This window comes from Pseudonocardia sp. D17 (assembly GCF_036984265.1).
GTDB classification, from domain to species: Bacteria; Actinomycetota; Actinomycetes; order Mycobacteriales; family Pseudonocardiaceae; genus Pseudonocardia; species Pseudonocardia benzenivorans.
Map to the genome: position 1 here is coordinate 1 of NZ_BPRG01000054.1, position 10,723 is coordinate 10,723.

Genomic DNA, 10,723 nt, shown 5'->3' on the forward strand with positions numbered 1-10,723 from the left:
TCCCGAGTCCAGGATCCGCAGGCCCGATTACCTACCGAACGTTGCCTGACGAGGCACTAGCTCTTGGCCGGCGCGTCGGCGTCCGGGGGCGCAGTGGGCGTCGGATGCGGGACGAGCACGTCGCCGGGGGCGATGCAGCCCCCGACCAGCTCGTACGCGCCGCCGCGCAGTTCGTAGCGACCCGGGTCGTCGCAGCCCGCGCTGCGCACGGTGAGGACCGCCAGCGCCGCCAGGACACCGGCGGCCAGCAGCGGGACCAGCGCCCGCAGCCGAGTCATCCGACCTCCCCCTGAGAACGCCTCCACGCCGCGAGACGCTCCGTCGCCGAGGCTACCCGCGCCGGTGGGAGGATGCCGACATGGTCGACGATCCCCGTCCGTCCGCGTCGTCCGCCCGGGTCGAGGACGGCCCGCCGGTCCGCCTCGCGGACGTGGAGGCGGCCCGCGACCTGCTGCGGGGCGTCGTGCGGCGGACGCCGACGCTGCCGGCGAGGGCGCTGTCGGAGCTGGTCGGCGCGCCGGTGTGGCTGAAGTGCGAGAACCAGCAGCGCACCGGGTCGTTCAAGATCCGCGGCGCGTACACACGCATCTCCCGGCTGGCCGCCGAGGAGCGCGCCCGCGGTGTCGTCGCCGCCAGCGCGGGCAACCACGCGCAGGGTGTCGCCCTGGCGGCGCGGCTGCTCGGCACGACCGCGACCGTCTTCATGCCCGAGCGGGCCGCGCTGCCGAAGGTGTCCGCGACCCGCGGCTACGGCGCGCAGGTCCGGCTGGCGGGGGAGACGATCGACGGCAGCCTCGCCGAGGCCGTGCGGTTCGCCGACGAGACCGGCGCCGTCCTCGTGCACCCCTTCGACCACGTCGACGTCATCGCCGGACAGGGCACCGTCGGACTGGAGATCCTCGACGACGTCCCCGACGCCGCCACCGTCCTGGTGCCGGCGGGCGGCGGCGGGCTGCTCGGCGGCATCGCCGCGGCGGTCCGCGGCCGCCGGCCCGAGGTGCGGGTCGTGGGCGTCCAGGCCGAGGCGGCGGCCGCGTGGCCCGCATCGCTGCTCGCGGGCAGGCCGGTGGCGCTGGACCGGATGCGGACCATCGCCGACGGGATCGCCGTCGGCGTACCGGGGAACGTCACGTACCCGCAGGTCGCCGGCCTGGTCGACGAGTTCGTCACGGTCGGGGAGGACACCCTCGCCCGCGCGCTGCTGCACTGTCTGGAGCGCGCGAAGCTGCTCGTCGAGCCCGCGGGTGCCGCCGCCGTCGCCGCGCTGCTGGAGCAGCCCGCGCGGTTCCCGGGTCCCGTGGTGGCGGTGCTCTCGGGCGGCAACATCGACCCGCTGGTCCTGCTGCACGTCATCGAGCACGGCATGGCCGCCGCGGCGCGCTACCTGTCGATGCGGGTGCGCGTCGTCGACCGTCCCGGCGCACTGGCCGAGCTGCTCACACAGATCGGGGACCTGGGCGCCAACGTCGTCGACGTCGAGCACACCCGGATCTCCGCGGCCATCCCGCTCGGCGACGTCGACGTCCAGCTGAGCCTGGAGACGCGCGGCGCGACGCACTCCGCCGCCATCGTGGACGCGCTACGGAACTCCGGCCACGCCGTGTTCGACGAGGCCGGAGCTCCGTGGGGGTCCGGGGACGTGGCGGCAGCCGGGTGAACGGCCGTCAGCCGGTGAAGGGCTCCACCGCGACGAGCGTGACCTTCATGGTGCCGCCGTCGGGCAGCGAGTACTCGCGCGTCTCGCCGACCTTCGCACCCAGCAGGGCGGCGCCCAGCGGGGAGTTCGGGGAGATGACCTGCAGGTCGCCGTGCGAACCCTCCTCGCGGGAGCCCAGCAGGACCTGCTCGGTGTCGTCGTCGTCGTAGCGCACGGTGAGGACCGTGCCGGGGGACGCGACATCGGTGCTGGTGGGGGCGGTGCCGACCTGCGCGGTGCGCAGCAGTTCCTGCAGCTGGCGGATGCGGGCCTCCTGCTGGCCCTGCTCCTCGCGGGCGGCGTGGTAGCCGCCGTTCTCCTTGAGGTCGCCCTCTTCGCGGCGGGCGTTGATCTCGGCAGCGATGACGGGGCGGTTGGCGATCAGCTGGTCGAGCTCGTTCTTCAGCCGATCGAAGGCCTCCTGGGTCAACCAGGTCACCTGGGTGTCCGTCACGGTCATCACTCCTCCAGCCGTCCAGGTCCGAACATGGGCACGGACCGGTTGCCCGCGGCACGCGACGAAGCATGCCGCCGGTTGTGGCATAGCCCCGAGTAAGGAAAAACACGACCCGCCGTGCGGGCCGTGTGCGCCTCACCGTAACACGGTGCTTGCCGTTAGTCGCCTGCATTCGACGAACGGCCGGGTGCCCCGAAGAGTTCCCGGGACCCTTGAATCCGCTGGTAGAACGTCGATGTCCGACGAGCCGACGGCAACATTCGGGTCCGTCCGGGTGGCGCCGCGCACGCCCGGCGGTACGACGAGCGGCGTCCGCCCGGTGGGTCCCCGCGAGCGCCTCCCACGACGGGCCCGGTCGGCCGGGAAGAGCGTGCCCGCCCACGGCGTTGGGTCTCGCGAGGAGTGTCGGTGGAGTCTGCGACCATCGGCACAGCGCGGGCGGGAGGATCTCCCGTCGCGACACCACGGACGCGGAAGGACCGGCGGTCGAACCCATGACCCAGCCCGACATCGACGGCGAGTACGAGGCGGCCGGACCGCGCTTCCGGCTGATGACCGTGCACGCCCACCCGGACGACGAGTCGAGCAAGGGGGCGGCGTCGTCCGCCCGCTACGTCTCCGAAGGTCACGAGGTGACCGTCGTGACGTGCACCGGCGGCGAGCGCGGCAGCATCCTCAACCCCGCGATGGACCGGCCGGAGATCGCGGCCGACCTTCCCGCCGTGCGCAGGGCCGAGATGGCCCGGGCCGCCGAGATCCTCGGGGTCCGCCACCACTGGCTGGGCTTCGTCGACTCCGGGCTGCCCGAGGGAGACCCGAAGCCCCCGCTCCCCGAGGGCTGCTTCGCGCTGGCGGACCTCGACGAGGCCACCGAGCGGCTGGTGCGGCTGATCCGTGCCGAGCGTCCCCACGTGCTCGTCACCTACGACGAGAACGGTGGCTACCCCCACCCCGACCACATCCGCACCCACGAGGTGTCGATGGCGGCGTTCGACGCGGCGGGCGACCCCGACCGCTACCCGGACGCGGGTGAGCCGTGGCAGCCGCTCAAGCTCTACTACTCGCACGGGTTCTCGAAGGCCCGGATGATCGCCTTCCACGAGGCACTGCTGGCCCGCGGGCTCGAGTCGCCCTACGCCGAATGGATCGAGCGCTGGGAGGACGGCGACCGCAAGGACCCGGGCGAGCGGGTCACCACACGCGTGCGGTGCGACGAGTGGTTCCCGGTCCGCGACGAGGCGCTGAAGGCCCACGCCACCCAGATCGACCCGACGAGCCGCTGGTTCTTCGTGCCGCCGGAGATTCAGAGCGAGGTCTGGCCGACGGAGGACTACGAGCTGGTCCGCTCCTTCGTCGACTCGCCGACCCCGGAGGACGACCTGTTCGCGGGCCTCGTCCCGTCGCCCGACGCGGTGCGCGTGGGCTGAGCCGGGCTCAGTCGTTCGCGGCGGCCCGGCCGGCGCGGAAGAACTCGTAGAGCGCCTCCGGGTCGGCGAGGTCCGACGCCGGGCGGAACGCCCCGAACGGGGCGTTCCAGAACTCGCCCTCGCGCCGCTCCCAGGGGCCGACGTACGCGTAGGGCTCGGGCAGCGAGGCGTCGCCCGCGGAGACGCCGTAGTTCACCCGGTCGACGGTGACGGCCAGGTCGAGGTGCTCCGGCCAGAGCACCGGATCCTCGCCGGGGGCGACGAGCGTCCGCAGCGCGGCGTCGCCGACGGCGAACCACGACGCGATGGCGTCGGCGTCGGCGGGGTCGACCGCGAGGTGCTCGTCGACGTCGACACCCGATCCGTCGCTGTACAGGCCCTCCGGCGCGCCGGGCTCGACGCCCGCCCACAGCGCGAGATCGCGGATGCTGCCCGAGAGCGGGATCTGGTCGTCCTCCCAGACGAGGTGGGAGCCCTGGACCCGCAGTGAGCCCGCCACCTGCCCGAACCCGCCCGGCGTCACCTTCAGCCGGATGGTCCCGTGCGAGCGGTACTGCGGCCCGGCGAGCAGCAGCTCGGCGACGCCGTGCAGGGAGCGCCGGGTCGCCGACATCGATGTGCCCACGCCGGGCCCTCCCGTCGTTCGATGATCGCTGCGCGGAACGCGTCGGTGATCGTTGCGCGGAGCGTCCCACAGCCGTGCGGGCGGGCCGGTGCAGGCCCGCCCCGCGGCGCGTCGGACCAGGTGCGTAGGGTTCCGGCGTGCCGCCGCGCGGCGGCACGGGGTCGGCGCCGGCGCGCCGGGACGGTGTCGGAGGTGTGTGGTGCTGCTGGTCGATCTCGGCGTGGTCCCCGCCGAGGCCCAGGTCGCGGCGATCGTCACCCCTGCGCAGGACGACACCCCGCCGCCTCCCGGCAAGGGCGAGGAGTTCGGCGAGGCCTCGCCGACCGCGCTCGTCGTCATCATCGTGCTGGGCATCGCGACGGTGCTGCTGATCGTGTCGATGACGCGGCGGCTGCGGAAGCTGCCGAAGTCGTTCGACGACGACGAGAACGCCGAGGACACTGCGGGCGAGAACACGGCCGGCGAGAACGCCACCGCGGGCGACGGCACGGCGGCCGAGGCACCCGAGCCGCGCAAGGACTGAGCCGACCGGGCGCGGGCCGTGGGAGTTTGACAGGCTCGCGGCATGCCGAACCGCCTCGCCGCGGCGACCAGCCCGTACCTGCTCCAGCACGCCGACAACCCCATCGAGTGGTGGGAGTGGTCCGACGAGGCCTTCGCCGAGGCCGCCCGTCGTGACGTCCCGATCCTGCTGTCCGTGGGGTACGCGGCCTGCCACTGGTGCCACGTCATGGCCCACGAGTCGTTCGAGGACGCGGCGACGGCGGCGCAGGTCAACGCGGACTTCGTCGCGATCAAGGTCGACCGCGAGGAGCGGCCGGACATCGACGCCGTCTACATGACCGCCACCCAGGCCATGACGGGCCAGGGCGGCTGGCCGATGACGTGCTTCCTCACCCCGGTCGGCGAGCCGTTCCACTGCGGCACCTACTACCCGTCGCAGCCGCGGCACGGGCTGCCGTCGTTCCGGCAGCTGCTCGACGCCGTCACCACGGCCTGGAACGACGACCGTGACCGGGTCCGGGGGGCCGCGGGGGACATGGCGGCGCGGCTGGCCGAGACGGCACGGGCCGCGCTGCCACCCGCCGTCGTCGGCGAGGGGGTGCTCGACGACGCCGCCGCGGGACTGGCCGACGCGTTCGACGCGCAGCACGGCGGCTTCGGCGGCGCGCCGAAGTTCCCGCCGTCGATGGCCCTGGAGTTCCTGCTGCGCCATCACGAGCGGACCGGTTCGCCGCGGCCGCTGGAGCTCGTCGCGATCACCGCCGAGCGGATGGCGCGCGGCGGCATGTACGACCAGCTCGCCGGCGGTTTCGCCCGCTACAGCGTCGACGCCGGCTGGGTCGTGCCGCACTTCGAGAAGATGCTCTACGACAACGCCCTGCTGCTGCGCGCGTACGCCCACCTCGCCCGGCGCACCGGTTCGGCACTGGCCCGCCGGGTCGCCGAGGAGACCGCGGCGTTCCTGCTGCGTGACCTGCGCACACCCGAGGGCGGGTTCGCCTCCGCGCTCGACGCCGACACCGAGGGCGTGGAAGGTCTCACCTACGCGTGGACGCCCGCGCAGCTGCGCGAGGCGCTCGGCGACGCCGACGGCGCGTGGGCCGCCGAGGTGCTCACCGTCACCGACGGCGGGACGTTCGAGCACGGCATGTCGACCCTCCAGCTGCTCGCCGACCCGGCCGATCCGGAGCGCTGGGCCGACGTCCGGTCCCGGCTGCTCGCGGCGCGTGCGGCGCGACCGCAACCCGCGCGCGACGACAAGGTCGTCACGTCGTGGAACGGGATGGCGATCGTCGCGCTGGCCGAGGCGGGTGCCGCGCTGGGTCGGCCGGAGTGGGTCGTCGCCGCCGGGGAGGCTGCGGATCTCCTGCTGCGGTTGCACGTCGTCGACGGGCGGTTGCGACGGTCGTCGCGCGCGGGTGCGGTCGGTGTCGCAGCGGGGGTGCTGGAGGACCACGCCCTGCTCGCCGCCGGGCTGCTCGCGCTGCACCAGGCCACCGGCGACGCGGCCCGGCTGCGCGCGGGGCTCGACCTGCTCGACCTCGCGCTCGCGCACTTCGCCGACCCCGACGCCCCCGGTGCCTTCTTCGACACCGCCGACGACGCCGAGCAGCTCCTGCACCGGCCGCGCGAGATCACCGACAACGCCTCGCCGTGCGGGGCGTCCGCGCTGGCCGACGCGTTGGTGACGGCGTCGGTCCTCGCGGGGCCCGACGACGCGGGCCGCTACCGCGACGCCGCGGAGGCGGCCCTCGCGTCGGCGGGCACGCTCGCGCAGCGGCACCCGCGCTTTGCCGGGCATTGGCTGACCGCTGCGGAGGCGGCCGTGGCCGGGCCGTTGCAGGTCGCGGTCGTCGGGAGCTCGCCGACGGCCCGCGAGGCGCTCGTGTCGGCCGCGCGGGAGGCGGCGACGGGCGGCACCGTCGTCGTCGGGGGCGAGCCGGACGCGCCCGGGGTGCCGCTGCTGGCCGATCGCCCGCTGGTCGACGACGCCGCGGCCGCCTACGTCTGTCGCGGGTTCGTGTGCGACCGGCCGGTGACGACGACCGACGAGCTGGTGGCGCTGCTGTCGACCTGACATCGCGCTGCCCGACCTGACATCGCGCTGTCCGGCCCGGACCGGTCGGCGTCCGCCGTCGGCGAACGCATGGCCGCGTGCCGTGTTGCTGTGTAATCTCGTAATCGATGTAACGCGGCAGAGGAGGACGTCATGTCGGGACGCATGCATCGCGGATGGCACGGCGGAGGCCGGGGGCGTGGACCGGGGCGCGGCGGCTGGCAGCAGGCCGACCTGCCGAACACCGACGACGCGGCCGCCTGGCTGTCGGGCCGGCTGCCCGACGGCTGGTTCGTCGGCAACCCGGACGTCACGGTCGACCGCGAGGAGATCGTCATCGTCGGCGAGCTCCCGCCGCTGGACGGCGAGTTCGCCGACACCGAGGCCGGTCGCGCCGAGCGGGCTGCCGCGATCTCGGGCCGCATCTCCCGGTTCCGTGAGCAGACCCGCGACGAGCGGATCGACATCGCACGCCAGGCCGAGCACCGCTACCAGCGCAAGGTCGCGTGGGGCGCCCGGATCGGCGACGTCGTGGAGCTCTTCACGACCGCGTCGGTCCCCGTGATGACGCGGCTGCGCCAGCCCGAGCGGATCGTGCTGGACACGCTGGTCGACTCCGGCGTCGCCCGGTCGCGGTCCGACGCGCTGGCCTGGGCCGTGCGCCTGGTCGGGGAGCACGCCGAGGAGTGGCTGGGCGACCTGCGCGACGCGATGGCCAAGGTCGACGAGCTGCGCGCCCAGGGCCCGACGGGCGAGGGCAGCTGAGCGCGGACGCCGGGGACGGTCAGCCCGGGAACAGCACCAGCCAGATCGCGACGTAGTGGCACGCCGCGGCGAGGACCGTCGCGGCGTGGAAGAACTCGTGGTAGCCGAACGTCGCGGGCCACGGGTCGGGGCGCTTGGTCGCGTAGAAGATCGCGCCGATCGTGTACAGCACGCCGCCCGCGATGAGCAGCACGAACGCGGCGACGCCGCCGTTGTGCAGCATCTGGGGGAACACGAACACCGCGACCCAGCCCAGCGCGACGTAGACGGGCACCGCCAGCCATGACGGGGCGGCCGGCCACGCCATCTTGAGCACCACGCCGGCCAGTGCCCCGCCCCAGACGGTGAAGAGCACCCAGCGCGCCGTCGCGGCGTCCATCGCCAGCACGGAGACCGGCGTGTACGTTCCCGCGATGAACAGGAAGATCATGGAGTGGTCGAGCCGCTTCATGATCATGCGGGACCGGGTGGTAGTCCACGTCCGGCGGTGGTACAGGGCGCTGACGCCGAACAGTCCGAGGATCGTGACGCTGTAGACGGCCGTCGCCACCGCCGCAGCCGCGCCGACCGACGCCGCGGCCACCGAGATGAGCACCGCTGCCGCGAGGATCGACACCGCGAACGACCACAGGTGCAGCCAGCCCCGCATTCGCGGCTTGACCAACGGGCGCGCCGGTGGCTGGGCGAGGCTCCCGAGTGTCACCCGGCCAAGGTTACGGCAGCCCCGATGACGGGGGCGTGCCCCGGACGTGAACACCGACCGCCGCATCGTCACGGTGGGCCACGGCGCCACAGCGGGCCCCGGCGCGCGTAGGCTCAGCGCCCGTGGGCGTGCGCGACCTCCTCTACTCGATCTACGAGCGCAGCCTGACGCGGCGGCTGGAGACCGCGGAGCGGCCCCGTCACGTCGCCCTGATGCTCGACGGGAACCGCCGTTGGGCGCGCGACGCTGGGCTCGTCGACGTCAACGACGGGCACCGGGTGGGTGCGGCCAAGATCGGCGATCTGCTCGAGTGGTGCCGTGAGGCCGACGTCGAGGTCGTGACGCTGTTCCTGCTCTCGACCGACAACCTCACCCGGGCCGCGGACGAGCTCGAACCCCTGCTGGAGATCATCGCCGACGTCGTCGACGAGCTGGCCGGGCCGGGCCGGCCGTGGCAGCTGCGGGTCGTCGGCGCGCTGGAGCTGCTGCCCGAGGAGATCGCGTCGCGGCTCTCGGCGGCGACGTCGCGGACGGTGGGGCGCAGCGGGCTGCAGGTCAACGTCGCGGTCGGCTACGGGGGCCGTCAGGAGATCGCCGACGCGGTGCGCAAGCTGCTGCTTCAGCACGCGGAGTCCGGCACGAGCATCGAGGAGCTGGCCGACGTCCTCGACGTCGACCACATCGCCGCCCACCTCTACACCTCGGGCCAGCCGGATCCCGACCTGATCATCCGGACCTCGGGGGAGCAGCGGCTCTCGGGCTTCCTGCTGTGGCAGTCGGCGCACTCGGAGTTCTGGTTCTGTGAGGCCTACTGGCCGGAGTTCCGTCGTGTCGACTTCCTGCGCGCGCTGCGCGACTACGCGGCGAGGCACCGTCGTTTCGGCTCCTGACCGCGGGTCCGGAGCGCAGGTTCGCGAGCGCGGCGGTCTGCGCCGTGACGCTTCTCCGCACGTGTCTCCGCGAACACGAAAACAGCGCCGGACCCGAAGGTCCGGCGCTGCCTCGCGTCAGGCGCTGAGCGAAAGAGCTCAGTCGTTCGACTGCGACTTGTCGCTGCCCGCGGCGGCGGCAACGTCGCAGGAGCGGTCCTGCGACTGGTCGGCGGCCGACTTGGCCTCGGTCGGGGCGGCCAGGCCCAGGGCGCCGGTCAGGTCGGCGGTCAGGTCGGAGACCTGGACACCGAGCACGTTCACCGGGACGTTGTTGCCACACGCCGTCACCGGCACGTTGACGTTGTTGTCCGAGACGTTGACGAGGCCCTGGTGCAGCTCCTTGTTGGAGTTGACCTGGTCGCCGTGGTGCCCCTCGGTCGCGAAGGCGAGCGGGGAGACCGCGAGCAGACCCGCGGTGGCGGTGGCCGCGATGATTCCAGCCTTCTTCAGCACAGTTCTCTCCTGTTGGTCATCGGGAACCGGCGGGAAGCCGTTTCCTTCAACGTGCCAGCACCTGACGGGGGAGCCGTGCTGGCTGAGGAAAATCTATCGGGCGGATCAGTCGGAACCAAACCGCGTCCCCCTATCGTGTAGTTGACGGCGCCGCGCAGAAAGTTACGCACCCGATCGGGTGCAAACTCCGGCGCTGCGTATTCGTCGCCTACACGAAGAACGGCCCCGGACATCGTCCGGGGCCGTTCCGTGAACTCGGGATGAACCGAGATCAGTCGTCGTTCGACTGCGACTTGTCGTTGCCCGCGGCGGCCGCGACGGCGCAGCTGCGGTCCTGCGACTGGTCGGCGACCGACTTGGCCCCGGCCGGGCCGAGCAGGCCCAGGGCGCCGGTCAGGTCGGCGGTGACGTCGGAGACCTGGACGCCCAGGACGTTGACCGGGATGTCGTTGCCGCAGGCGGTGACCGGAACGTTGATGTTGTTGTCGGAGACGTTGACGAGGCCCTGGTGGATCTCCTTGTTGGAGTTCACCTGGTCGGCGCCACCGTGGTGGTGGCCGCCCCAGCCGGCGTCGCCGGCGAAGGCGAGCGGGCTGACCGCGAGCAGACCGGCGGTGGCGGTGGCCGCGACGATTCCAGCCTTCTTCAGCACTTTTTATCTCCTGTTGGTCTTCTGGTGCCGACTGAAAGCCGACGCCGTCCGTGCCAGCGCCCGACCGGGGAGCCCGCGCTGACTGCTGAGAAAACTATCGGCCACCTCCCCATACACCAACTTCCGTACCACCATCGTGTGATGCCGGTACTTTACGTTTAGTTACGCACTCGATCGTGTGTAGTTCGGTGAGGCCATCACGCAGTCCGACCTCATCTTGGTCTACGGAAAGTGACTCTGTTCCACCTGAATGGATCAGTATCCTTTCGCGGGTGCACGCTGTGTAGTTCCCGGTGTCACGCGTCGGGCTCGGCATCACCTGTCGGGGGCGCGTACGGTTCTGCGGTGCCGCCGAGCCTGGTCCCCCGTGACTACGTGTTGCTCGCCCTGCGGCTCGATCGGCTCGCCCCGGGCATCGTCGACACCTGGACCGGTGACCCGGCGCTCCGCCGG

At 72.8% G+C, this 10,723-nt stretch carries 12 protein-coding genes; 6 read left to right on the forward strand and 6 right to left on the reverse strand.

Going from position 1 to position 10,723, the window contains the following annotated elements; translation table 11 throughout:
- Window positions 1-56: 56 nt before the first annotated feature.
- Window positions 57-278: a hypothetical protein gene (locus tag PSD17_RS11805; RefSeq protein ID WP_013673132.1), complete on the reverse strand. Its 222-nt coding sequence runs from the start codon at window positions 276-278 to the stop codon at window positions 57-59.
- Window positions 279-358: 80 nt separating this feature from the next.
- Between PSD17_RS11805 and ilvA the strand changes: the two genes are divergently transcribed.
- On the forward strand, window positions 359-1,657 hold the full coding sequence (gene ilvA / locus PSD17_RS11810) for a threonine ammonia-lyase (RefSeq protein ID WP_339122653.1): 1,299 nt from the start codon (window positions 359-361) through the stop codon (window positions 1,655-1,657).
- Window positions 1,658-1,664: 7 nt separating this feature from the next.
- Here ilvA and greA read toward each other — a convergent pair whose 3' ends face one another.
- On the reverse strand, window positions 1,665-2,150 hold the full coding sequence (gene greA, locus PSD17_RS11815; protein WP_041760463.1) for a transcription elongation factor GreA: 486 nt from the start codon (window positions 2,148-2,150) through the stop codon (window positions 1,665-1,667).
- A 497-nt stretch (window positions 2,151-2,647) separates the two neighbouring features.
- On the opposite strand from greA, the gene mca reads away from it, so the two are divergent.
- Window positions 2,648-3,580 carry a mycothiol conjugate amidase Mca gene (gene mca, locus PSD17_RS11820; protein ID WP_013673135.1) on the forward strand — a complete coding sequence of 311 codons (933 nt, stop codon included), beginning with the start codon at window positions 2,648-2,650 and terminating at the stop codon, window positions 3,578-3,580.
- 7 nt (window positions 3,581-3,587) lie between these two features.
- Here the strand turns inward: mca and PSD17_RS11825 are convergent, their stop codons facing one another.
- The gene (locus tag PSD17_RS11825) at window positions 3,588-4,205 is read right to left on the reverse strand and encodes a hypothetical protein (RefSeq protein ID WP_339122654.1); all 618 of its coding nucleotides are present in this window, start codon (window positions 4,203-4,205) and stop codon (window positions 3,588-3,590) included.
- 199 nt (window positions 4,206-4,404) lie between these two features.
- Between PSD17_RS11825 and PSD17_RS11830 the strand changes: the two genes are divergently transcribed.
- From PSD17_RS11830 to PSD17_RS11840, 3 genes are all read left to right on the forward strand, one after another.
- Window positions 4,405-4,728 (forward strand): hypothetical protein, encoded by a 324-nt coding sequence (locus tag PSD17_RS11830; RefSeq protein ID WP_013673137.1) that lies wholly within the window; start codon window positions 4,405-4,407, stop codon window positions 4,726-4,728.
- A gap of 42 nt (window positions 4,729-4,770) precedes the next feature.
- A complete protein-coding gene (locus PSD17_RS11835) occupies window positions 4,771-6,786 on the forward strand; it encodes a thioredoxin domain-containing protein (RefSeq protein ID WP_339122655.1) in 2,016 nt (671 codons plus the stop codon).
- A 132-nt stretch (window positions 6,787-6,918) separates the two neighbouring features.
- Window positions 6,919-7,530, forward strand: a complete 612-nt coding sequence (locus PSD17_RS11840; RefSeq protein WP_445261006.1) for a hypothetical protein — start codon at window positions 6,919-6,921, stop codon at window positions 7,528-7,530.
- 19 nt (window positions 7,531-7,549) lie between these two features.
- Here PSD17_RS11840 and trhA read toward each other — a convergent pair whose 3' ends face one another.
- The gene (trhA, locus tag PSD17_RS11845) at window positions 7,550-8,233 is read right to left on the reverse strand and encodes a PAQR family membrane homeostasis protein TrhA (RefSeq protein WP_379652913.1); all 684 of its coding nucleotides are present in this window, start codon (window positions 8,231-8,233) and stop codon (window positions 7,550-7,552) included.
- Window positions 8,234-8,361: 128 nt separating this feature from the next.
- Here trhA and PSD17_RS11850 point away from each other — a divergent pair, with 128 nt between their 5' ends.
- Window positions 8,362-9,123, forward strand: a complete 762-nt coding sequence (locus PSD17_RS11850) for an isoprenyl transferase (protein WP_083845087.1) — start codon at window positions 8,362-8,364, stop codon at window positions 9,121-9,123.
- 138 nt (window positions 9,124-9,261) lie between these two features.
- Here the strand turns inward: PSD17_RS11850 and PSD17_RS11855 are convergent, their stop codons facing one another.
- Window positions 9,262-9,618, reverse strand: coding sequence for a hypothetical protein (locus PSD17_RS11855; protein ID WP_013673142.1), 357 nt, complete (start codon window positions 9,616-9,618; stop codon window positions 9,262-9,264).
- A 271-nt stretch (window positions 9,619-9,889) separates the two neighbouring features.
- Entirely contained in the window at window positions 9,890-10,270 is a 381-nt protein-coding gene (locus PSD17_RS11860; protein WP_013673143.1) for a hypothetical protein, read from the reverse strand.
- Window positions 10,271-10,723: the final 453 nt, after the last annotated feature.